Origin of the sequence: Pseudomonas sp. PA-4-8C, from assembly GCF_021606625.1 — a bacterium.
GTDB lineage: Bacteria > Pseudomonadota > Gammaproteobacteria > Pseudomonadales > Pseudomonadaceae > Aquipseudomonas > Aquipseudomonas lactis.
On the sequence record NZ_WKCD01000074.1, the window covers coordinates 1 to 21,742 of the forward strand.

General features: G+C 62.1%; 20 protein-coding genes and 1 pseudogene. 8 read left to right on the top strand and 13 right to left on the bottom strand.

The annotated features are described in order from the left end of the window. Nucleotides 1-349: SDR family NAD(P)-dependent oxidoreductase (locus GIW04_RS13885; RefSeq protein ID WP_236479012.1), on the bottom strand; the 349-nt coding region annotated here is incomplete at its 3' end. A 228-nt stretch (nucleotides 350-577) separates the two neighbouring features. On the opposite strand from GIW04_RS13885, the gene GIW04_RS13890 reads away from it, so the two are divergent. Beyond that, nucleotides 578-1,585 carry an NADP-dependent oxidoreductase gene (locus GIW04_RS13890; RefSeq protein ID WP_047710438.1) on the top strand — a complete coding sequence of 336 codons (1,008 nt, stop codon included), beginning with the start codon at nucleotides 578-580 and terminating at the stop codon, nucleotides 1,583-1,585. A gap of 124 nt (nucleotides 1,586-1,709) precedes the next feature. Here the strand turns inward: GIW04_RS13890 and pyrF are convergent, their stop codons facing one another. Further along, the gene (gene pyrF, locus GIW04_RS13895; protein WP_003190068.1) at nucleotides 1,710-2,408 is read right to left on the bottom strand and encodes an orotidine-5'-phosphate decarboxylase; all 699 of its coding nucleotides are present in this window, start codon (nucleotides 2,406-2,408) and stop codon (nucleotides 1,710-1,712) included. Nucleotides 2,409-2,667: 259 nt separating this feature from the next. On the opposite strand from pyrF, the gene GIW04_RS13900 reads away from it, so the two are divergent. Further along, nucleotides 2,668-3,432, top strand: coding sequence for a response regulator (locus GIW04_RS13900; RefSeq protein WP_003190066.1), 765 nt, complete (start codon nucleotides 2,668-2,670; stop codon nucleotides 3,430-3,432). Continuing rightward, complete coding sequence (locus GIW04_RS13905; protein ID WP_003190064.1) at nucleotides 3,432-4,463, top strand: sensor histidine kinase; 1,032 nt, start codon at nucleotides 3,432-3,434, stop codon at nucleotides 4,461-4,463. The genes GIW04_RS13900 and GIW04_RS13905 overlap by 1 nt, the downstream gene beginning before the upstream one ends. Nucleotides 4,464-4,610: 147 nt before the next feature. On the opposite strand, the gene GIW04_RS13910 is transcribed toward GIW04_RS13905, so the two are convergent. The 9 genes from GIW04_RS13910 to GIW04_RS13950 form a co-directional block, all read right to left on the bottom strand. Beyond that, entirely contained in the window at nucleotides 4,611-5,675 is a 1,065-nt protein-coding gene (locus GIW04_RS13910; protein ID WP_003190063.1) for an AI-2E family transporter, read from the bottom strand. Between the two features lie 72 nt (nucleotides 5,676-5,747). Further along, nucleotides 5,748-6,566, bottom strand: a complete 819-nt coding sequence (locus tag GIW04_RS13915) for a DUF4892 domain-containing protein (protein ID WP_034135193.1) — start codon at nucleotides 6,564-6,566, stop codon at nucleotides 5,748-5,750. A gap of 102 nt (nucleotides 6,567-6,668) precedes the next feature. After that, complete coding sequence (locus tag GIW04_RS13920) at nucleotides 6,669-7,523, bottom strand: alpha/beta hydrolase (RefSeq protein ID WP_020301706.1); 855 nt, start codon at nucleotides 7,521-7,523, stop codon at nucleotides 6,669-6,671. Beyond that, entirely contained in the window at nucleotides 7,520-8,323 is an 804-nt protein-coding gene (locus tag GIW04_RS13925) for an alpha/beta fold hydrolase (RefSeq protein WP_120247740.1), read from the bottom strand. The genes GIW04_RS13920 and GIW04_RS13925 overlap by 4 nt, the downstream gene beginning before the upstream one ends. A gap of 97 nt (nucleotides 8,324-8,420) precedes the next feature. After that, complete coding sequence (locus GIW04_RS13930; protein WP_003190054.1) at nucleotides 8,421-8,864, bottom strand: hotdog fold thioesterase; 444 nt, start codon at nucleotides 8,862-8,864, stop codon at nucleotides 8,421-8,423. A gap of 30 nt (nucleotides 8,865-8,894) precedes the next feature. After that, the gene (locus GIW04_RS13935; RefSeq protein WP_120247739.1) at nucleotides 8,895-10,544 is read right to left on the bottom strand and encodes an AMP-binding protein; all 1,650 of its coding nucleotides are present in this window, start codon (nucleotides 10,542-10,544) and stop codon (nucleotides 8,895-8,897) included. 378 nt (nucleotides 10,545-10,922) lie between these two features. Beyond that, the gene (gene sixA / locus GIW04_RS13940; protein WP_120247737.1) at nucleotides 10,923-11,372 is read right to left on the bottom strand and encodes a phosphohistidine phosphatase SixA; all 450 of its coding nucleotides are present in this window, start codon (nucleotides 11,370-11,372) and stop codon (nucleotides 10,923-10,925) included. Continuing rightward, complete coding sequence (locus tag GIW04_RS13945; protein WP_057711584.1) at nucleotides 11,369-11,716, bottom strand: DUF4389 domain-containing protein; 348 nt, start codon at nucleotides 11,714-11,716, stop codon at nucleotides 11,369-11,371. Before GIW04_RS13945 ends, sixA begins: the two co-directional genes overlap by 4 nt. A gap of 10 nt (nucleotides 11,717-11,726) precedes the next feature. After that, nucleotides 11,727-12,752: an NAD(P)H-dependent glycerol-3-phosphate dehydrogenase gene (locus tag GIW04_RS13950; RefSeq protein WP_003190045.1), complete on the bottom strand. Its 1,026-nt coding sequence runs from the start codon at nucleotides 12,750-12,752 to the stop codon at nucleotides 11,727-11,729. Nucleotides 12,753-12,947: 195 nt separating this feature from the next. Between GIW04_RS13950 and GIW04_RS13955 the strand changes: the two genes are divergently transcribed. The 5 genes from GIW04_RS13955 (at nucleotide 12,948) to fabB (ending at nucleotide 19,894) form a co-directional block, all read left to right on the top strand. Continuing rightward, nucleotides 12,948-15,068: a TonB-dependent receptor plug domain-containing protein gene (locus GIW04_RS13955; protein ID WP_120247736.1), complete on the top strand. Its 2,121-nt coding sequence runs from the start codon at nucleotides 12,948-12,950 to the stop codon at nucleotides 15,066-15,068. 1 nt (nucleotide 15,069) lies between these two features. Continuing rightward, on the top strand, nucleotides 15,070-15,999 hold the full coding sequence (locus tag GIW04_RS13960) for an ABC transporter substrate-binding protein (RefSeq protein WP_120247735.1): 930 nt from the start codon (nucleotides 15,070-15,072) through the stop codon (nucleotides 15,997-15,999). Next, entirely contained in the window at nucleotides 15,996-17,897 is a 1,902-nt protein-coding gene (locus GIW04_RS13965) for an ATP-binding protein (RefSeq protein WP_094775003.1), read from the top strand. The genes GIW04_RS13960 and GIW04_RS13965 overlap by 4 nt, the downstream gene beginning before the upstream one ends. 249 nt (nucleotides 17,898-18,146) lie before the next feature. Next, nucleotides 18,147-18,662, top strand: coding sequence for a 3-hydroxyacyl-[acyl-carrier-protein] dehydratase FabA (fabA, locus tag GIW04_RS13970; RefSeq protein ID WP_003190035.1), 516 nt, complete (start codon nucleotides 18,147-18,149; stop codon nucleotides 18,660-18,662). Nucleotides 18,663-18,673: 11 nt separating this feature from the next. Next, nucleotides 18,674-19,894, top strand: coding sequence for a beta-ketoacyl-ACP synthase I (gene fabB, locus GIW04_RS13975; RefSeq protein WP_003190033.1), 1,221 nt, complete (start codon nucleotides 18,674-18,676; stop codon nucleotides 19,892-19,894). A 184-nt stretch (nucleotides 19,895-20,078) separates the two neighbouring features. Here the strand turns inward: fabB and GIW04_RS31485 are convergent, their stop codons facing one another. Both GIW04_RS31485 and GIW04_RS31490 read right to left on the bottom strand, forming a co-directional pair. After that, on the bottom strand, nucleotides 20,079-20,942 hold the full coding sequence (locus GIW04_RS31485) for a methyl-accepting chemotaxis protein (RefSeq protein ID WP_413469045.1): 864 nt from the start codon (nucleotides 20,940-20,942) through the stop codon (nucleotides 20,079-20,081). Beyond that, nucleotides 20,934-21,704 (bottom strand): annotated as a pseudogene (locus GIW04_RS31490) (MCP four helix bundle domain-containing protein); the annotation flags it as partial. The pseudogene GIW04_RS31490 and the gene GIW04_RS31485, both read right to left, overlap by 9 nt. Nucleotides 21,705-21,742: the final 38 nt, after the last annotated feature.

Consider the following 21,742-nt stretch of genomic DNA (forward strand, 5'->3'; position numbering starts at 1 on the left):
CGTTAACCCCCATGATGGCATCGAACTCATCAAGATTGCCGTCTGCCAGCTTGCCCTTCTCGATCTCGATGCCGGCGTTGTTGAAGGCGTAGTCCAGGCGCCCATAGGTGGCGACGGTCTGTGCCATCAATTGCTGCACGTCCGTGTCGAGCGTGACGTTGCAGCGTACAAATATCCCTTCGCCACCGGCCTGGTGGATCAGTGCCACAGTGCCCTCGCCTCCTGCCACATCAAGGTCCGCGACCACCACCTTCAAGCCTTCGGCGGCGAATGCCAGCGCGGTGGCGCGGCCAATACCAGCGGCGGCGCCGGTCACCAAGGCGACTTGGCCAGAAAACGTCATGCTCATGGGAACTGTCCTATGGGGTTAATTGCGGTGAGGCGAGTTTAGCCAACGCTGGCAGCCGCGCATCAGCACTATCAGAAGGCCGGTTGGCGCTGCATGAATCGTAGTGATAAAGCCGCCCGGCTGATTATCAGCGAGGCCTATTGCCGGGCATTCGCCTGCGCCGCATACCCTTGCCCTTCTGCCCCTGAGGGTCTATCACTCATGTTCCATTTCTAAAGAGTCCTTGCCATGACCGCCCAGACCAACCGCCAATTTCTACTCGCCAAACGCCCGGTCGGTGCCGCCACGCGAGAGACCTTCACCTACCAGGAAGTGTCGGTGGGCGAGCCCCAGGACGGCCAGGTGCTGGTGCGCAACGAATACCTGTCCCTCGACCCGGCCATGCGTGGCTGGATGAATGAAGGCAAGTCCTACATCCCACCGGTAGGCATCGGCGAAGTGATGCGCGCCCTTGGCGTAGGCAAGGTGATTGCCTCGAAGCATCCGAACTTCGCGGTGGGGGACTACGTGAACGGTGCACTGGGCGTGCAGGATTACTTCCTTGGCGAGCCCCGTGGTTTCTATAAGGTGGACCCCAAGCTGGCGCCCCTGCCCCGCTACCTGTCCGCCCTGGGCATGACCGGCATGACGGCCTACTTTGCTCTGCTGGAGACCGGCGCACCGAAAGCCGGTGACACCGTGGTGATCTCCGGCGCCGCCGGTGCCGTGGGCAGCATCGCCGGGCAGATCGCTAAGCTCAAAGGCTGTCGCGTAGTGGGGATCGCCGGTGGCGCCGAGAAGTGCAAGTTCCTGGTCGATGAGCTGGGCTTCGACGCCGCCATCGACTACAAAAGCGAAGACGTGCCCGCCGCCCTCAAGCGCGAGTGCCCCAAAGGCGTGGACGTGTATTTCGATAACGTCGGCGGCGATATTCTCGACGCGGTGCTCAGCCGCCTGGCGCTCAAAGCCCGCGTGGTGATTTGCGGTGCAATCAGCCAGTACAACAACAAGGAAGCGGTCAAAGGCCCGGCGAACTACCTGTCATTGCTGGTCAACCGTGCGCGTATGGAAGGCTTTGTGGTGATGGACCACGCGGCGAACTTCGCGGCGGCGGGTCAGGAAATGGCCGGCTGGATGGCCCAGGGCAAGCTCAAGAGCAAGGAAGATATTGTCGAAGGGCTGGAGACATTCCCGGAAACGCTGATGAAGCTGTTCAACGGCGAGAACTTCGGGAAGTTGGTGCTCAAAGTCAGCTGACACACCACAAAAACAAATGTGGGAGCTGGCTTGCCTGCGATGCAAGCAACTCGGTTTCTAAGTGATACCGAGTTGATACTATCGCAGGCAAGCCAGCTCCCACATTTTTTGCTCACTCTAAAAATCAGGCGATCTCGGCGACGACCGCTGCCAACGCTTTTGCAGGATCCGCCGCCTGGCTGATCGGCCGGCCGATCACCAGGTAGTCAGAGCCCGCATCCAGGGCCTGGCGCGGGGTCAGGATACGGCGCTGGTCATCCTGGGCGCTGCCGGTAGGACGGATACCCGGTGTCACCAGTTGCAGCGACGGATGCGCGTTTTTCAGGGCCTGGGCTTCCAGGGCTGAGCACACCAGGCCGTCGAGGCCGGCTTTCTGCGCCAGGGCTGCCAGGCGCAACACTTGCACCTGCGGCTCGATATCCAGGCCAATGCCCGCCAGGTCTTCGCGCTCCATGCTGGTGAGCACGGTCACGCCGATCAACAACGGTTTGGGGCCGCTGCGCTGTTCCAGCACTTCGCGGCAGGCGCTCATCATGCGCAGGCCACCGGAGCAGTGCACATTGACCATCCACACGCCCATCTCGGCCGCGGCTTTGACGGCCATCGCCGTGGTGTTGGGGATGTCATGGAATTTGAGGTCGAGGAACACTTCGAAGCCTTTGTCCCGCAGGGTGCCGACGATTTCCGCCGCGCAACTGGTGAACAATTCCTTGCCGACCTTGACCCGGCAAAGCTTGGGGTCCAACTGGTCAGCCAGCTTCAGTGCGGCGTCACGGGTGGGGTAATCCAGGGCGACGATGATAGGAGTCTGGCAGACGGACATTGGAATGGGCTCTCAGGCAAGTCGAAATCGGCGCGGATTGTAGCGCAAGCAGCGCCGTTGCGGGATCCGATGATCGGTAAATACCGATCAAGCGCCCAATACCGGCGATTCAAGGCAATTGTTTCAAGCCCGATACATTCACGACACGCCCCCAATACGCCGCCCGGCTAGCCTCGCGCACATGACCGCCCGCCCAGCACTTCCAGCCCTGGAACTGGGCGCCTATGCTGACAGCCACAACCAGGCAGATGACCTCGCTATGCATACCCCTTGCGACCCTGTAAACGAAGCGCCAAAAGACGCGGTGATCGCCGAAGACAAGCGCTGGAACACCCGCGCGCTGATTGTCGACGACGACGTGCCGATCCGCGAACTGCTGATCGACTACCTGGCACGCTTCAATATTCTCGCCTCAGGCGTCACCGACGGCATCGCCATGCGCCAGGCCATGCAAGCGGAGACCTTCGATGTGGTGGTGCTCGACCTGATGCTGCCGGGCGAAGACGGGCTGACATTGTGCCGCTGGCTGCGCGCCGAATCGGACATTCCGATCCTGATGCTCACCGCCCGCTGCGAACCCACCGACCGCATCATCGGCCTGGAACTGGGGGCAGACGACTATATGTCCAAGCCGTTCGAACCCCGGGAACTGGTCGCGCGTATCCAGACCATCCTGCGCCGGGTGCGTGATGACCGCACCGAACAGCGGGCCAATATCCGTTTCGACACTTGGCGCCTGAACAGCGTACTGCGCCAGCTGGTGGCCGATGACGGCCTGGTGGTGCCGCTGTCCAACGCCGAGTTTCGTTTGTTGTGGGTGTTTATCGAACGCCCGCGGCGTGTGCTGAGCCGCGAACAGCTGCTGGACGCGGCCCGTGGGCGTTCCATCGAGGCTTTCGACCGCAGCATCGACTTGCTGGTGTCGCGCCTGCGTCAGAAACTGGGGGATGACCCCAAGGCTCCGCAACTGATCAAGACCGTACGCGGCGAAGGCTACCTGTTCGACGCCCGGGATATCGGTTGATGCGCGCCCCCTTCAACACGCTGTTCGGGCGACTGTTCGGCCTGTTGCTGGTGGCGATTGTGCTGGCCCATGTGCTGGCGTTCTTCTGGTTTCACCACTACGGCCCGCCGCCACCGCCCCGCGCGGCGTTCGTCGAACAACCGGACGGCAGCCTCACGCCCTTGCGCAAGGCGCCTCGCCCCTGGTTCGGCGGCCCGGTGGTGCCCCTGACGTTTCAATTTATCTCGCTGATCATCGCCGCCTGGTACGGCGCCAAACTGCTGAGCCGGCCGATCCAGCGCCTGAGCGCAGCGGCCGAGCGCCTGAGCGTCGACCTCGACAGCCCGCCCCTGGTGGAGTCCGGCCCTCGCGAGGCACGCCAGGCGGCCTCCACCTTCAACCTGATGCAAAAGCGCATCCGCGAACAGGTCAGCCAGCGCGCCCGCATGCTCGGCGCGGTCTCCCACGACCTGCGCACCCCGCTCTCGCGCCTCAAGCTGCGCCTGGAACAGATTGAAGACCCCAAGCTGCAAGGCCAGATGCGCCAGGACCTGGACGACATGATCGGCATGCTCGATGCCACCTTGAGTTACCTGCACGAACAGCGCACCAGCGAGACACGGCATTGGCTCGATGTGCAGGCATTAGTGGAATCTTTGAGTGAAAACGCCCAGGACCAAGGCCGCGACGTGCAATTTTCTGGAACCTGTGCGCCGTTGCAGGTACAGCCAATGGCCCTGCGTTCCTGCCTGAACAACCTGATCGACAACGCCCTGCGCTATGCCGGCACCGCCCGAGTAGAACTGGCCGACAGCCGCGGCGCCCTGGTGATACGGGTGATCGACCACGGCCCGGGAATCGCCGCCGATAAGCGCGAAGCGGTGTTCGAGCCGTTCTTTCGCCTGGAAGGGTCGCGCAACCGCAATTCTGGAGGGGTTGGTTTGGGCATGACCATTGCCAGGGAAGCCGTCGAGCGACTCGGCGGCCACCTGAGCCTAGAGGAGACACCGGGCGGTGGTTTGACGGCGGTGATGTGGTTGCCGAGGGTTTGAGAACTCCCACCTGCCTGACGCGCCGCGATCCAAATGTGGGAGCTGGCTTGCCTGCGATTGCGTAGTGTCAGTCGATGAGGTGTTGGCTGGCCCAACGCTATCGCAGGCAAGCCAGCTCCCACAGGTACGGCGTCGCACCTACACCCATCAGTTACACGGTTTGTCTTCGCGGCGCACCTGGGCCTGGCTCGCGCTCCAGTCTGTCAGCAGGCTGTAGGCCACCGCCAACAACGTCGGGCCGATAAACAGGCCAATAAAGCCGAACGCTATCAACCCGCCAAACACGCCCAACAATACGATAACCAACGGCAAGTTGCCGCCACGGCTGATCAGGTACGGCTTGAGCACGTTATCCACGCCGCTGATCACGAACGTGCCCCACACGCCCAGGAATACCGCATAGGTGTAATCGCCCTTCCACGCCAGCCACGCCGTGGCCGGGATCCACACCAGCGGCGGTCCCATGGGAATCAGGCTGAGCAGGAAAGTCACGATACCCAGCACCAGCGCGCCCGGTACGCCGGCGATCAGAAAGCCGATCAGCGCCAGCAGCGCCTGGGCCGCAGCGGTGCCGATCACACCATTGACCACTCGCTGCACCGTGCCGGCCACCAGTTCGATGTAATAGCCCGCGCGTTCGCCGATCAGGCGCTCCAACAGGCGATGCACAAACATCGCCAGGCGCGGCCCGTCACGGTAGAAAAAGAACACGAAGACCAGGCTCAGGGTCAGCTCAAGAATACCGCCGCCAATTTGCGCACTGCGCGCCAACAACCAATTGCCGACCTGGCCCAGGTACGGCTTGATGCTCACCATCAGCGCCGCGCCTTGCTGATCAATGCTGTCCCATGTCGCCACCAGGCGCTCGCCGACAAAGGGTATCGACCCCAACCATGTCGGCGCCTCGGGCAAGCCGTCGACCTGGATGTCCTTGATCAGCGCCACCGCATCACGCACATGGTCAGCCAGGTTGAACCCCAGCCATACCAATGGCACCGCCACCAGCAACATCCAGCCCAACGTCAGGATGCCAGCGGCCAGGGATTCCCGGCCGCCGAGCCAACGGGTGAGCAAACGCATCAGCGGCCAGCTGGCAAAGGCCAGCACCGCGCCCCAGAACAGCGCCGACCAGAACGGCGCCATGACCCAGAAGCTGGCACCAAACAGCACCAGCAGCAGGATTTGCACCAGCAGGCGATCGTTATTGAGCATCGGGTATCTCGAGAAGAAGGCTGTAGGAAGAGAGCTTAGGCGAACGGCGCGGGTCCGTTCGCCCTGTGGTGCTTAGCGTATCAGATGCAGGTGCAGTCCTTGGGTTTCACCGCTGCCGGTTTCCAGACGGGCGGTGCGCACGCCCTTCTCAACCAGCGCCTGGCGCCAGGACTCGGCCTTTGGCCCGCTCAGGCTGACGCGCAGGGTGGTATCGAGGTTCAAGGCGCGGGATATCAGGGTCAGCCAGGTGTCATCCGGTTCGGCGCCCAGCGCCGGAAAATCCAGCTCACCGGTACTTTTGAGTTCACGCAGCAAGGTGGCCGAGGTGGGCAACAGGTCGCCCAAGGGCGCACTGGCGTCGAGTTGCTCCACATGCAGGTAGGCGCGGCGGTTACCACGGGTGATGCCGTACAGCGCAACCAGGGAATTGTCTTGCGGGGCGGCCAGGCGTAGCAGCAGGTATTCCTGTTGGCCGTCGGCGCCCACCAGCTTGGCGTTGCCGAACACCTCGTTGGCCCACAGGCTGCTTTCGCCACAATCGCGGGCCTTGCACCAGAACAACAACTGCGCGCCCTTGGCCTGCAAGGCTTCGCGCGTTGCAGTAAAGGCAGCGCTGGAGCTGTGTTCGGCGGGCAGTTCATAGGTGATTGCAGTGGCTGGGCCGCGTGCGATGGCCTGGCCTTCGTAGCGCAACTGGCCGCTGATCTTGCGAATCGCGCCCATGGGGTAGATGCGTTCCTTGTCTTCAGCGGGGCGGTAATCGACGATTTGCGCATCAACCTGGCGGGCTACCGCCGGTAAATCCTGGCTGCCGGGCAGGTCGGCGGCAAATACCAGGGGGCTGAAACAGCAAATGCCAAGGGCACGGATACATCCTTTGCCCAGGCTCATCGGATCAGTGAGCCCTGGCCAATGTTGGTCACAGCGATATTGAGTGTGTTCATGGTTGACTCCCTTTCAATCCGCCCAGCCTCGGCAGTTGACCCCGCCAAGTCAAGGCGTGGAGAAGAACCGATTGAAACAGTCTGCAACAAGAGCCGCGCCGGGCTCGTCATTCAGGTGTAAATGATGGCCGCCTGGCAGCGTGGTAACCGTGAAAGGTAGCTGAGAAAGCAATTCGGAATGTTTCGCCAGCATGCCGTCAGCCGCGACCACCAACTGGGTAGGGCACCCTACCCTTCGCACGAAAGCCATGGCCTGTTCATCGGTCAGGCGCATCGGCGACGCCAGGGTCAGGCGGCTATCGCTGCGCCAAGTGTAACCGCCCGGCACCGGCATCAAACCGCGCTGGGCCAGGAGTTGCGCCGCTTCACGGCTGACCGCCACCACGCCTTTCATCCGCGCCTCAACGGCCCGATCAAGGCTGTTGTAGACGGGTTTGCGCTTGTCCTGCAGGCTCAATTGCGCCTGCAACGCCATGCCCAGGCGCTCGGCCGCGTTCTCGCCGCTGGCGGTCGGTGGGATCACGCCGTCGATCAGGCCCAGGTGTGTCACCCGCTCCGGCAAGGCCCCGGCCAACACCAGGGAGACTATGGCGCCCAGGGAGTGACCAAGTAATGCAAAACGTTTCCAGCCCAGTTGCTCGGCCACCTGCAGCACGTCGTAGACGTAATCCCACAAGGCATAACCGGCGCCTGCCGGGCGGTGCGCCGAATGCCCATGCCCGGCCATGTCCAGGGCAACGATGCGCAAGCCGTGCAGCTTGGGCGCCAGGCGCGCAAAGCTGTTGGCGTTGTCCAGCCAGCCATGCAGGGCAATCACCGGCAGGCCGTCCTCAGGCCCGAACAGATGCGCGGCCAGTTCGATATGCGGCAGGCTCAGGCGAACCTCTTCGACAGGCGTGCTCATGCGCAACTGCGCTCACGGGCCTGCCAGCGGGCGAACAGATTCTTGATCAAGGTGGCGGTGTCCTGGGGGCGTTCGAGGGGGAACATATGGCCGCCGGGCATGGTGAGCATTTCACCCATGGGCAAGCGGTCGACGCCGCTGGCATGGTGACGCATCACCACCCGGCTCTGGCGGCCACGCACCACGGCCAGCGGCACCTTCAACTGGCGCACCTGGCCCGGGCTGGTGTGGGGCACGCCGCGATAGATGCTGATTTCGGTGGCTGGGTCGAACCGCAGGCGCAGGCGATCGCCCACTTGCTGCAGACCATGTTGCAGGTACGCGTCAAAGCAATCGGGGTCAAAGCCACGGAACAGGGTCTTGGCGGCGAAATAGCTGCGCGCGGTCTCCAGGTCGGTGAATTCTTCGCGCCGGCCAAGCGTGCGCCCAGCCGGGGTGAGGCGGTCGATAAAGCCAAAGCGCTTGGCAGCGCGGATCACCCAGCGGTCTGCGCGGGTGAGCACCGGCGAATCCAACATCACCACGCCCCGGTACAGGTGCGGGCAACGCATGGCCGCGTGCAAATGCAGCACGCCGCCCAGGGAATGGCCCACGCCCCATACCGGCTCTGACTGCTGCTCCAGATGGTGGATCAGCTCGTCCACCAGGTTCTGCCAGTTATCATCCACCGGGAACCTGGGGTCGTGGCCGTGCTGCGGCAGATGCGCCACCGCATATTCCGGGGCCAGGGCGGCAAACAGCTTGCCGTAAGTGGCCGAAGGGAAGCCATTGGCGTGGGTAAAAAACACGTGCTGCGACATACAGTTTCCATCAACCAAAACAGAGGGGGATTGTCACCATGCCCGGCCCCTACAGCAATGACTGTAACTGCCAGGAATGATGACACTCACGCCACGCCTATCGCGCCGGCGGTTGTTCACCCAGCGGCACCACGGCCATGGTCAGGCGCGAGACACAACTGGCCTTGCCCTCGTCGCTGCTCAAGCGGATATCCCACACTTGGGTAGTGCGCCCGATATGGATAGCCTTGGCCACCGCCGTCACCCGACCGCTGCGCACACCGCGCAGATGGTTGGCGTTGACCTCCAGGCCCACGCAATAGAACTTGCTTGCATCAATGCACAAATAGGCGGCCATGGAGCCGACACTTTCGGCCAGCACCACCGAGGCGCCGCCGTGCAGCAGGCCGTAGGGCTGATGGGTGCGGTGGTCGACCGCCATACTGGCGGTAAGGGATTCGTCGTCGAAGCTTTCGAAACGAATATCCAGCATTTCACCGATGGTGTTTTTCTGGATCGCGTTGAGGTGTTCGATATTCGGTTGGGTACGCCACAGGCTCATACGGTTGTCCTTGTTGGTTTTATTACGGCCCTAATCCTGCCACAGAACGGTTTCGGCGCGCGCGCTCCACGCTTGTAATTGTGGCCCGTACGTCGACTCGATCACGTTGCGCTTGATCTTCAAGGTCGGCGTGAGAAAACCGTTTTCCACTGCCCAGTGATCTTTCACCACCACCAGTTGCCCCATGCGCTCATGCTTATCCAGGCCGGCATTCACCTGTGCCAGCCAACGCTGAAGGCCACTGCCCAGGGCGTGGCGCTCCTCGCCCGGCGCCGACAACACGCACAGCCCGATCGGTGCGCTGAGCCCCTCGCCGACCACACACACCTGTTCAATACGCGCATGTTCGGCCAGGCGGTTTTCAATCGGCGCCGGGGCCACGTATTTGCCTTTGCTGGTCTTGAAGATCTCCTTGAGGCGCCCGGTCAGGCGCAGACGACCGTCAGCGTCCTGCTCGCCCTTGTCACCCGTGCGCAGGAAGCCATCTGCGGTGAGCGTATCCGCGGTTTTCTGCGGGTCCTTGAAATAGCCCAGCATGGTCGCGCCACTGTGTACCTGCACTTCGCCTGACGGGTCGATGCGCACTTGCACACCTGGGCAGGACTGGCCGATCCAACCGAGCCTTTGCCCACCAGGGCGACACACATGGGAATAGCCGCAGTTTTCGGTCATGCCATACACCTCCAGCACATCCAGGCCCAGGCGCTGATACCAACGCAGCAACGCCTCGGGCACCGGCGCCGCGCCGGAAAGAGCGATACGCAGCGCATCCAGCCCCAGACCGGCGAGGACTTTATGGCCGACGCGCTTGCCGATAAAAGGCAGGCTTAACAGCATATCGAGCCTTTTTTCCGGGATTTTGGCGTAGACGCCCAGTTGAAATTTGGTCCAGATGCGCGGCACGCCAAACAAGGCCGTCGGCCGCGCCCTGCGCAAATCGGTCAGGAAGGTCTCCAGGCTCTCAGCAAAAAAAACGGTTTGCCCGGTATAGATCGACGCCATTTCCACAAACATTCGCTCCGCCACATGGCACAGCGGCAGGTACGACAGCAACCGGTCATCCTCTCCCAGGCCAAACAACTCAGTACCGCGCGTGGCAGCACACCCCAAGGCGCCGAAACTGTGCATCACCCCCTTGGGCAGGCCAGTAGTACCGGAGGTGTAGATAATAGTGGCCAGGCTGGCGGCATCCGGTAGCGGGTTGTCCTGGATCGGTGAACAGGCTTGCAGGTCCGCCCAACAGAAATCGAAAGTCTCCTCCGGACACAGCGGCAGGCTGACAGTCGGCACCCCCTCAGGAACGCCAGGCGCCATCGCCGGCCAGTCATCGAGTTTACCGATCAACGCCAATCGCGCCTGCGAGTGGGTCAGCACATGGGCGACGGACTCAGCGGTGAGGTTGGGATAAAGCGGCACCGACACATGCCCGGCCATCCAGATCGCCAGGTCGGCGATGATCCAGTGGGCGCAGTTTTTTGAAATCAAGGCAATGTGCGAACCCTGGGGCAACTCCCGCGCGCGCAGCCAGTGCGCGGCGCAACGGGCCTGGTGGCCGACATCGCCCCAGGTGAGGGCCTGCACCTCACCGCCGCCGATGGGCTGAACGAGGAAGACTTTGCGCGGGTGCCGCGCTTCACGCTCGAAGAAGACCTGCAACGGCAAACGAAAAGCGACAGGCATGGGACGCGCTCCTTTGTGATCCGAGATACAGCCGACCAAGCACTTGCTTGGTTGACGGTATAGCACAGGTAAAGGAAATGGCTTGTCGCTAACCACGATGCGAAGCGAGCCGCTCTTGATCTGCTCTTGATCTTGATCTCAGGCGCCCTGTCGAACCACGCTGGCCGGAATTCCGGGTCCTTTTCCAAAAGTCAGGGCGGAACTCTAAGTGGCCGTTACCGCAGGAATGGATATGTACTCGGTATAACAGTGTCGCCTGTCAGGTCGTCATCGCAGGCAAACCAGCTCCCACAGTTGGATCGCGGGGTGTCAGCGAGATAGGCGTCGGCGGCAGGCCGTCGCGGGAGCAAGCGCCCTCGCCACAGCGTCGCACGATGCCTAGGGATTCTTCACATCCACCAGACTCATCAACCCCGCCAACGGAAAGTCCCCCTCAAGCTGCGCCAAACTGGCCGTGTACATCGGCTGTGGCTGACGCTGATGCCCATGCTGCAAAAAACTGATCAGGCTGCCCACCAACGGTTGGTGGCTGACCAACAGCACGTCGTCATCGGTATCGAGTTTCTCCAGCACCTGTCGAACATCCCCATCGGGCGTCAGCCACGACACCGTAACGATATCGGCCTGAAACTCCAGCACATGGCGCACCAGCTGCGCCGTCTGCTGCGCCCGTACATAAGGGCTGGCAATAATGGCGCCCAAGGGCTGGCCAATCAGGTGCGCAGCACTGCGCAAGACTTCGGCACGCCCATGCTCGGTAAGGTTGCGCTCGGCGTCCGTGCGCGCATGCGCTTGGGCCTCACCGTGACGCAGAATCCATACCTTCATAGCTTCGGCTCTTCATCACGCACCGGGTGCGGTGCCGGCGGTACGCTGTGGGCCGCTTCACCTTCGGGCGCACGCGGGGTTGGCCAATCGGCAAACGGCCAGGGCTTTTGTTCGGTGTGAAAGCTGCCAAAGCGGCCGATCTGCGCCAGGAACTGGCTGAGGCTGTCGCCAAAACTCATCAGGCCCAGGTTGGGTGCGCCGTAAATCAGCCGGTAAATCAATTGCACCACCACCAGCGCGCCGAGCAGGAATTGCGCCACCTGCCATACCAGCGCAAACACCAGCATCCACAGGATGCGCAAGACAATCGACTCGTAAGGAGGGGCAGCTTTGGGATCGTTCATGACGCGTTCCTCAGTTGAAACCACTGGTGGAAATAAAGTCGACATCGGTCTTGGGCTCGGCCCGCATCAGCAACTCGATGACCTGGTTCAAGGTGCGCCCTTCGAACAGGATCGCGTGCAGCCCGGCGACCAGCGGCATATATACGCCCACTTCCTGGGCCTTGGCCTTCAAGACCTTGAGGGTGTTGACCCCTTCGGCCACTTCGCCCAGACGGGTCACCGCCTCGTCCAGGCTCAGCCCTTGGCCCAAGGCAAACCCGACCTGATAGTTGCGGCTTTTAGGCGATGAGCAGGTGACGATCAAGTCACCCACGCCCGCCAGGCCGAGGAAGGTCATGGGGTTGGCCCCCTGGTTCACCGCAAAACGCGTCATTTCGGCCAGAGCCCGGGTGATCAGCATGCTCTTGGTGTTTTCGCCCATGCCCAGGGCCACGGCCATGCCGGCAATGATCGCGTAGACGTTTTTCAACGCCCCGCCCAATTCGACGCCGAAGCGATCGCCGCTGGCGTAGACCCGGAAGGTACGGCCATGCAGCACCGCCTGGACGCGCTCGCACAAGGCTTCGTCTTCACTGGCGACCACGGTGGCGGTCAATGCGTGCTCGGCAACTTCCCGCGCCAGGTTCGGCCCGGACAGCACGCCAATGCGCGCCTGAGGGGCGATTTCGGTGAGGATTTCACTCATCAACTTGAAGGTGTGGGCCTCGATGCCCTTGGTCAGGCTGACCAGCAGTTTGCCGGCCAGGCGTTCGGCGTGGGGCGCCAATACCGAGCGCAAGGCGCTGGAAGGCAGCGCGACGAAGCACAGGTCGCAGGCCGTGAGGGTTTCCAGCAGGTCGGTCACCGGCTCGACGGCAGGATGAATCTTGATACCTTTAAGGTAACGGGGGTTTTCGCGATGCACGCGAATGGCTTCGGCCTGCTCGGGGTCGCGCATCCACTGGCGCACCGCGTGGCCGTTCTCGGCCAGCAGGTTAGCCACGGCGGTACCAAAACTTCCGCCTCCCAGGACCGCAATAGGGCGCTGTTCAGTCATATGCAATCCGTTAATCCATACCAGTGGCGATGGCGGCATTATACGGGGCGCCCGGCTTGCGGCCAGCCCCCGTATCAATTCGCGGGGTTGTCGGAAAATGCCATGGAGGTGCGAAGTAATTGCAAGTCCTACGACTGGCAAATAGCCGCGCCTCGGTTAACATGGGCGGCTATCCGCAATTAACAAGGCCGTGCCGTGTATCTAGGCCCCCCTCCTCGCTCATCACTGTTATTGATGCTGGCGTGCGCTACCTGCGCGCAAGCCGACGATCTATTCCTCGACAGCCAGCCGCTGCCGCAGGTCTTGACCGCCACGCGCCTCAAGCAATCGGCCGCCGCCGTGCCCGGCAGCATGACGGTGATCGACAGTGAGCTGATCAAGGCCAGCGGCGCCCGGGACATTTCGGAACTGCTGCGGCTGGTCCCGGGGATGATGGTCGGCTACACCAGCGGTAACCAGGTCTCAGTGAATTACCACGGCACCAGCGCCAGCGATGCACGGCGCATGCAGGTGCTGATCGATGGGCGCTCGGTCTACCGCGCCGGCCTGGCCACGGTGGATTGGAGCGATATCCCGGTGGCCATGGAGGATATCGAGCGCATCGAGGTGTTTCGCGGCCCCAACACGGTCAGCTACGGTGCCAATGCGCTGATGGCGGTGGTGAATATTCTCACCCGCTCGCCGGCCAACAGCCACGGCTCGCGGGTAAAGGTCATCCGTGGCGAGCGTGGCATCAATGACTTCTATGCCAGCCAGGGTGTGGGCTGGGAGACCGGCGATTTGCGCTTGTCCCTGTCCGGGCAACAGGACGCTGGTTTTGACAGCGACGCGGCCGGCGCCGACCGCCGTGACGGGCGTCGTCTCAACCGTTTCAGCCTGGCGGTGAGCCAGACCTTGAACGCGCAACAAAGCCTCGACTGGCAACTGAACGTCAAGGAAGGCACCAACCAACGCCCATACACCTACACCCCAGTGTTTGCCGGGATTACCGAAGGCGGCAGCAATTCCGACGTCACCGCCAAAGACTACGCGGGCTCCCTGCGCTGGAACTTTGACTTCAACCCCGATCACAGCCTGTATATCCAGGGCTCGGCACAGCAATGGGACCGCAAGCAAATCTGGAAAGCCTGTGACGCCAAGGTCTCGTTCAGCCCTGAATTGACCCAGCTATGGCAGCTCAACCCCAACTATGCCGAATTGCTGGCGCGGCACATGGACACTTACAGCCAAGGCTCCGCCCCACCAGGTAACGCCGCCGAACAGGCCTTGGCCAACCAGGTGCTGGACCAGTGGCGCAACGGCGCCAACCAGAGCGTATGCGGCGATATCGACCAGAGCACCCGTGAAAGCCGCTACGACCTGGAGATCCAGGACACGCTCAGCCTCTCCGACAGCCTGCGCCTGGTCAGCGGCGTGAATTACCGCTACGACCGCGCCGATTCCGAGACCTACTTCAATGGCACCCTGGACGACACCACCTGGCGCCTGTTCGGGCACTTGGAATGGCGCGCCAGCGAGCACTGGCTGCTACAAGGTGGCGCCATGTACGAAGACACCCACCTGAGCGGCAACTCGCTGACCCCACGTGTGGCGGTCAATTACCTGATCAACCCCCGCCACGGCTTGCGCGCGGTTTACTCCGAGGCGATCCGCTCGCCGGACATGTTCGAGAACAACGTCAACTGGAGCTACCGTGTCACCAATCTCAGCTCCCCGACCTACGGGCAAAACGCCGGGCAATATTTTGTCGTGACGCGCGGCCCCGGCAACCTCGACAAAGAGTTGATGCGCTCACGCGAGCTGGGCTACAACGGCTTCTTTGCCGAGCTGGGGCTGAATGTCGACGTGAAGCTGTTCTATGACGAAATCACCGACATGATCAGCTCGCCGCTGCGCAACAACCAGTACATCGCCAGTAACGCCAACAGCTCGCGCTTCACCGGTGCCGAGTCACAGTTCGACTGGCGCGTGAGTAACGCCGACCGCCTGCGCCTGACCTATGCTTATGTAGACGCCACCTCCAGCAACCCGCTGGACAAAGCGCAAACCGCGCGTAACAGCGGCTCGGCCGGTTGGCTGCGTGAATGGGGCCAGGGGTGGTCCAGCGCCTTGTTCTACTATGGCGACGACGCACTCAACCAGTATCGCTTCCAGCGGGTCGACCTGCGGGTGGCCAAACGCATCGCCGTAGGCAAAACCAATGTGGAGCTGGCGGGCATGTTGCAACAACGCCTGGACAACCAGCCCACCACCTGGGCGGACAACAACTACGACCATCGCCACGTTCTCTACTTCAGCGCCGAGCTGGACTTCTGACATGGCCGATCAGTCACGGATGACACGCTTCCTGCTTTCACGATTGTGGCGTCGCGGCCTGCTGCTGGCGTGCCTGCTGCTGGCAGCGCCGGCCTGGAGTGCCAGCATCCTGCTCACGGCCGCCGAGGACGGTGCCGGTGTGCGCGCCTTTACCCAGGCCCTTGCCCAACAGCGCCCCAACGACCAGGTCAGCTTTACCCCCCTCAACGAGTTGCCGGCGCCCAGGGACTTGCCTGCCAGCACCCGTTTGATCCTCCTCGACCTGCCCGGCCTCGACTGGCGCCTGCAGGATGCCCAGGGGCCGCCCACTCTGGTGCTGCGCATCAGCCGCCTCCAGGCCCGGCAACGCCTGGGCAGCACGCACCCGGCGAAAATCAGCCTGCTCTGGAGCGACCCGCCGCTGGAGCGTCAGTTGCGCCTGATCGCCCATATCCTGCCCCAGGCCCAGCGCGTTGGCGTGCTTTACGATGCCGGCAGTGAGTTCCTGCTGCGCGAACTGATGCAGGCCGCCAAGCCCATCGGCCTGCAAATCGTGCCCCAGCTCTGGGACAACACCAGTGACAGCCGCCCGCTGCAAAACCTGTTCAAGAACAGCGACGTGTTACTGGGCCTGGACGACCCGAACCTGTACAACCCCAAGACTGTAAAAAACCTGTTGCTGAGCAGTTACGCCCAACAACTGCCGTTGGTGGGGCCCAACGCCGGGTTTGTGCGGGCCGGCAGCCTGGCCAGCACCTACAGCGATCAGGCCGACTGGCTCGCCGTGCTGGGCCACCTGCTGGACCAGCCGCCGGCCAATTGGCCGCACACGCTCTACCCTGAACACTTCAAAGTCGTGGGCAACCCGCAAGTCGCACGCTCACTGGGCATCGAACAGGTCGATGAAGTCGCCGTTGCCGCCCGCTTGGCCGAAGGAGAACAACGTCCATGACCTTGCGTCGTCGTTGGGATATCAACACCCGCACCCAGCTCATCACCCTGGGCCCCGCGCTGCTGTTGACCCTGCTGCTCATCACCTTCTTCACCTTTGTGCGCATCCAGGATTTGCGCCAGGAACTGGACCACACCGGTCAATTGATCGCCAACCAGCTGGCGCCCGCCACTGAGTACGGCGTGATTTCCGGCAACAACGACGTGCTTGAATCCCTGCTGCGTGCAACCCTGGCCACGCCCCATGTACGCTTCCTCGAGATCCAGGACAGCGCCGAGAACATCCTGGTGTACGTGGAGCAGCCGTCCGAGCGACATGATCGCTCGCTGTCAGTGAAAGTGTTCCAGGCACCGATCCGCCTGCAACACATCCAGCTCAACAATGACTTTTTCCAGGACAACCTCAACGAACCCAAGGCCCCCCGCGCGGACTACCTGGGGCGGGTGATCGTGGGCATGTCCAATGATGCGTTCAGCCAGCGCCAGCAGGAGATCCTGTTCAAGGCCGGGATCCTGGCGTTGTTCGCCCTGCTGTTTACCTTCCTGCTGGCGCGGCGCTTGTCGGCGAGCCTGTCAAAGCCGATCAGCGCCATGGGGCATGCGGTCAAGGCCATCCAGCAAGGCGATTACAAGACGCCACTGCCCATCGTCGATGACTCGGAACTGGGCGACCTCTCGCGGCATATCAACAACCTGGCGGAGGGCCTTCACCAGGCCAGTCGCGAACAGCAACAAGCCATGGCCCAGTTGATCCAGACCCGTGAAGAAGCCGAACGGGCGAACAACGCCAAGTCGGATTTCCTGGCGATGATGAGCCATGAACTGCGCACGCCCATGAATGGCGTGCTGGGCATGCTGCAACTGCTGGAAACCACCGAGATGACCGAGGAGCAGACCGAGTATGCGGCGCTGGCTTCGGAGTCTACCGAGCACTTGCTCAAGGTGATCAATGACATCCTCGACTTCTCACGCATTGAACGCGCCGCACTGGAACTGGAACATATTCCGTTCAACCTCGCCGACCTTATCAACAGCTGCGCCCAGGCGTTCCAGCACAGTGCCCAGCAGCGCGGGCTGAGCCTGGAGTTGCCCATCCCCATGGGCCTGGAAGCCCTGCGGGTGCGCGGCGACCCGACACGGATCCGCCAGATCCTGGTGAACCTGATCGGCAACGCACTGAAATTTACCGAACGAGGCAGCGTGACCGTCGAGCCCCACTGGCAAACCCTGGACCATGAGTTGGTGTGGTTCACCTGCACCGTGCGCGATAGCGGCATTGGCATTTCCGCTGAACGCCTGGAATTGATGTTCGATGCATTCCAGCAAGCCGACAGTTCGATTTCCAGGCGTTACGGTGGAACAGGCCTGGGCCTGCCGATTGCGCGCACCCTGGCCGAGCGCATGGGAGGTACCTTGCGCGCCCAGAGCGAAGAGGATCGAGGCTCGGTGTTCACCCTGGAAATTCCGCTGGCCATCGACCAGCAGCATGTGCCGGTGGCCGCTCCTGACGCACTCGGCAAAGCCAGCGCCGGCGACGGGCGCCACGTGCTGCTGGTGGAAGACAACCCGGTCAACCGCACCGTGGTCGAAGCGATGCTGCGCAGCCTGGGCTATGAAGTCAGCCTGGCCACGGACGGCGCCGAGGCGATCCGCAGCGCCGAGAGCCTGATTTTCACCGCCATCCTGATGGATTGCCGCCTGCCCTTGATCGATGGCTACGAAGCCACGCGGCAGATTCGCCAACTGCCCGGCTGCGCCGATCTACCGATCATCGCCCTGACGGCCAACGCCTTGCAGGGCGACCGCGAAGCCTGCCTGGCAGCCGGAATGAACGATTACCTGGCCAAGCCGTTCAAACGCACGGATTTGCAGCAAATCCTACAGCGCTGGGTACAGTAGCGCCGCGCCATCAGCCAACTGCGACTGGCGTGAAAGACGAAAGTGCGGCAGTCTTAGGCACCCGAACGGGCCGATAAACAGGCCCGGTTTAAAATTTCAGTGAACAAGTGTACATTCAGTGCCTTGCCGCTGTGACTTTCACTACAACGCAATAGTCTATGTGTAGGCTGCCGCTATGAGGCATGAACGCTTCATTCGGTTCGGGAAGATTTGCCCTACCCTGCCGCATGGGATTATTGAGGAGCTCGCATGACCAAACAAAACGCCTTTACTCGGGAAGACCTGCTGCGCTGCAGTCGCGGTGAGCTGTTCGGCCCAGGTAACGCGCAACTGCCCGCCCCGAACATGCTGATGGTGGATCGCATCACCCATATCAGCGAAGAGGGTGGCAAGTACGGCAAAGGTGAATTGGTCGCCGAGCTGGATATCACCCCTGACCTGTGGTTCTTCGCGTGCCACTTCGAAGGCGACCCTGTGATGCCAGGCTGCCTGGGTCTTGACGCCATGTGGCAGTTGGTCGGTTTCTACCTGGGTTGGCAAGGCCTGCCGGGCCGTGGTCGCGCCCTGGGTTCGGGCGAAGTGAAGTTCTTTGGCCAGGTACTGCCGAGCGCCAAGAAAGTCACCTATAACATTCAAATCAAGCGCGTCCTCAAGGGCAAGCTGAACCTGGCCATCGCCGACGGTTCGGTGACTGTCGACGGTCGCGAGATCTATACTGCCGAAGGCCTTCGGGTCGGCGTATTCACTTCCACTGACAACTTTTAAGGGTTATCCGCATGCGCCGCGTCGTTATCACTGGTCTGGGCATCGTTTCTTGCCTGGGCAATGACAAAGAGACCGTCACCGCTAACCTGCGTGCAAGTCGCCCTGGCATCCGCTTCAACCCGGAATATGCCGAAATGGGTCTGCGTAGCCAGGTTTCCGGCTCCATTGACCTGCCCCTCGAAGAACTGATCGATCGCAAGATCTATCGCTTCGTCGGCCATGCTGCCGCCTACGCCTACCTGGCCATGAAAGACGCGATCGCCGACTCCGGCCTGAGCGAAGACCAGGTTTCGAACGTACGCACCGGCCTGATCGCCGGCTCCGGCGGCGCATCGACCCTCAACCAGATGGAAGCGCTGGACATCCTGCGCGAAAAAGGCGTGAAGCGCGTCGGCCCGTACCGTGTCACGCGGACCATGGGCAGCACCGTTTCCGCCTGCCTGGCCACGCCCTTCCAGATCAAGGGCGTGAACTACTCGATCTCCTCCGCGTGCGCCACCAGCGCCCACTGCATCGGGACTGCCGTTGAGCAGATCCAACTGGGCAAGCAGGACATCGTATTCGCCGGCGGCGGTGAAGAAGAGCATTGGAGCCAGTCGTTCCTGTTCGACGCCATGGGTGCATTGTCCACCCAGTACAACGAAACCCCAGAAAAAGCTTCCCGCGCTTACGACGCCAAGCGTGACGGTTTCGTCATCGCCGGCGGTGGCGGCATGGTGGTGGTCGAGGAGCTGGAACACGCCCTGGCCCGTGGCGCCAAGATCTACGCGGAAATCGTTGGCTACGGCGCGACGTCCGACGGCTACGACATGGTTGCGCCAAGCGGTGAAGGCGCCATCCGCTGCATGCAGATGGCAATGTCCACCGTCGACACCCCAATCGACTACCTCAACACCCACGGCACCTCGACCCCGGTCGGCGATGCCAAGGAAATGGAAGGCGTGCGCGCGGTATTCGGCGACAAGGCTCCGAAGATCAGCTCCACCAAGAGCCTGTCGGGTCACTCCCTGGGCGCCGCTGGCGTTCACGAAGCGATCTACTGCCTGCTGATGATGGAAGGCAACTTCATGGCCGGCTCGGCCAACATCGACGAAATTGATCCGGTTGTGGCCGATATGCCGATCCTGACCAAGACCGTTGAAAACGCCAAGATCGACACCGTGATGAGCAACAGCTTTGGCTTCGGTGGTACCAATGCCACCCTGGTACTGAAGCGCTGGCAGGGCAAGTAAGCCCCGCAGGTTGATCACATGAAAAAGCCCCGACTGGTTCGGGGCTTTTTTTGTGCTTTGATTTGAAACCGCGTCGCTTTCATCGCACAAGCCAGCTCCCACATTCGACCGTGCTCACCTTGAAGAAACGCGGTCCAGTGTGGGAGCTGGCTTGCCTGCGATTGGGCCAACCCGGTTCCCCGCCCTACACCGAAAACCGCGCCACCATCGAATTCAGATCCACCGCCAACCGCGACAACTCCTGGCTCGCTGCGCTGGTCTGATTAGCGCCGATAGAGGTCTGATGTGCCAGGTCGCGGATATTCATCAGGTTACGATCCACCTCCCGCGCCACCGCCGCCTGCTCCTCCGAGGCACTGGCAATCACCAGGTTGCGTTCGTTGATCAAGGTGAATGCCGAGGCAATCTCTTCCAGGGCCATGCCCGCCGATTTGGCGATGTCCAACGTGGACCGCGCCCGCGTGTTGCTCTGCTGCATCGAGCTGACAGCCTGGTCGGTGCCCTGCTGAATGCCGCTGATCATCTGTTCGATTTCCTGGGTCGACTGTTGCGTGCGATGGGCCAAGGCCCGCACCTCATCGGCCACCACCGCAAACCCGCGCCCGGCGTCACCCGCTCGCGCCGCCTCAATCGCCGCGTTCAATGCCAGCAAGTTGGTTTGTTCGGCAATCGAGCGAATCACATCCAGCACTGTGCTGATGCCATAGACCTTTTGCGCCAACTCCTCGACCTGGGTCACATTGGCGGTCACATCGGTCGCCAGGGCCTCAATCGACACCACCGTCTGCTGCACCTGTTCACGCCCTTGCTGGGCAATGCGGTCGGATTCGCGAGACGCCTGGGAAGTGGCCACGGCATTGCTCGCCACCTCCTCCACCGCCACCGTCATCTGATTGACCGCCGTGGCCGCCTGTTCGATTTCCTGGTTCTGCTGGTGCAAACCGCGGGTCGCATCCTCAGTGACGCAACTGAGCTCTTCGGAAGCCGACGCCAATTGGTTCGACGATTCCGATATTCGCCGGATAGTGTCGCGCAGGCTCTCCTGCATGCGCTTGAGCGCCTGCTGCAAGCGCGCCGGCTCGTCGCTGCCACTGAGCTTGATCTCGCCAGTTAAATCGCCGCTGGCAACGCCTTGGGCTACTTTCAACGACTGCGCCAGTGGTAGCACGATGCTGCGCGTCAGCCACACGGCCAGGCCGATCGTGATCAACGCCGTGACGCCAATCATGCCCATCACCCAGACCCGCGATTGGCTGAACACCTGCTGTGCCAGCCGGGCGGCCTCGTTGGCGCTGGACTTGTTCAGATTGACCAGCTCACGCAGGGTGACGGCCATTTGGTCGGCCATCTGATTCATTTCGCCATTGACCACCGCAATGGCCTCCTCCAGCCGATTGGCCTTGGATAGGCCCACCACCTGCTCCTGGCGTTGCAGGTACTGCTGCTCCTCGACCTTGAAGCGATCAAACAGCACGCGCTCTTCAGGCAAGACGATCAACGCCTCGTACACGCCTTCCGCGTGGTGCAAACCGGTTTTGATCTCGGCGATTTTCTGCTCGTTCTGCGCCACCGCCTGGGGGTCGCGGTTGACCAGCAAGCGCAACGTCAGCGCCCGAATGCGCAACACATCCTGGTTCATCTCCCCCACCGCCATCACGCTGGGCAGCCAGTTGGTCTCCACCTGGTCCGACTGCTGGCGCATATTGGCCATCTGCAACAGGGCAAAGCCGCCCAAGACGAACACCATCAACGCCAGCACACCAAAGCCCAGGCCGGCGCGAGGGGCGATATTCAAACTGCGGATATTCATGCCAGGGTTCCTTCCAAAAGTACTGCATCCACCTGCAG

Bases quoted from the DNA above. Each gene is read 5' to 3' on its own strand.
- GIW04_RS13945 (WP_057711584.1), bottom strand. From the start codon at position 11,716: ATGAACGATCCCAAAGCTGCCCCTCCTTACGAGTCGATTGTCTTGCGC.
- GIW04_RS13935 (WP_120247739.1), bottom strand. From the start codon at position 10,544: ATGCCTGTCGCTTTTCGTTTGCCGTTGCAGGTCTTCTTCGAGCGTGAA.
- GIW04_RS13920 (WP_020301706.1), bottom strand. From the start codon at position 7,523: ATGAGCACGCCTGTCGAAGAGGTTCGCCTGAGCCTGCCGCATATCGAA.
- pyrF (WP_003190068.1), bottom strand. From the start codon at position 2,408: ATGTCCGTCTGCCAGACTCCTATCATCGTCGCCCTGGATTACCCCACC.
- GIW04_RS13905 (WP_003190064.1), top strand. From the start codon at position 3,432: ATGCGCGCCCCCTTCAACACGCTGTTCGGGCGACTGTTCGGCCTGTTG.
- fabB (WP_003190033.1), top strand. From the start codon at position 18,674: ATGCGCCGCGTCGTTATCACTGGTCTGGGCATCGTTTCTTGCCTGGGC.
- GIW04_RS31485 (WP_413469045.1), bottom strand. From the start codon at position 20,942: ATGCAGGAGAGCCTGCGCGACACTATCCGGCGAATATCGGAATCGTCG.
- GIW04_RS13925 (WP_120247740.1), bottom strand. From the start codon at position 8,323: ATGTCGCAGCACGTGTTTTTTACCCACGCCAATGGCTTCCCTTCGGCC.
- sixA (WP_120247737.1), bottom strand. From the start codon at position 11,372: ATGAAGGTATGGATTCTGCGTCACGGTGAGGCCCAAGCGCATGCGCGC.
- GIW04_RS13890 (WP_047710438.1), top strand. From the start codon at position 578: ATGACCGCCCAGACCAACCGCCAATTTCTACTCGCCAAACGCCCGGTC.
- GIW04_RS13960 (WP_120247735.1), top strand. From the start codon at position 15,070: ATGGCCGATCAGTCACGGATGACACGCTTCCTGCTTTCACGATTGTGG.
- GIW04_RS13965 (WP_094775003.1), top strand. From the start codon at position 15,996: ATGACCTTGCGTCGTCGTTGGGATATCAACACCCGCACCCAGCTCATC.
- GIW04_RS13900 (WP_003190066.1), top strand. From the start codon at position 2,668: ATGCATACCCCTTGCGACCCTGTAAACGAAGCGCCAAAAGACGCGGTG.
- GIW04_RS13930 (WP_003190054.1), bottom strand. From the start codon at position 8,864: ATGAGCCTGTGGCGTACCCAACCGAATATCGAACACCTCAACGCGATC.
- GIW04_RS13910 (WP_003190063.1), bottom strand. From the start codon at position 5,675: ATGCTCAATAACGATCGCCTGCTGGTGCAAATCCTGCTGCTGGTGCTG.
- GIW04_RS13915 (WP_034135193.1), bottom strand. From the start codon at position 6,566: ATGAGCCTGGGCAAAGGATGTATCCGTGCCCTTGGCATTTGCTGTTTC.
- GIW04_RS13950 (WP_003190045.1), bottom strand. From the start codon at position 12,752: ATGACTGAACAGCGCCCTATTGCGGTCCTGGGAGGCGGAAGTTTTGGT.
- fabA (WP_003190035.1), top strand. From the start codon at position 18,147: ATGACCAAACAAAACGCCTTTACTCGGGAAGACCTGCTGCGCTGCAGT.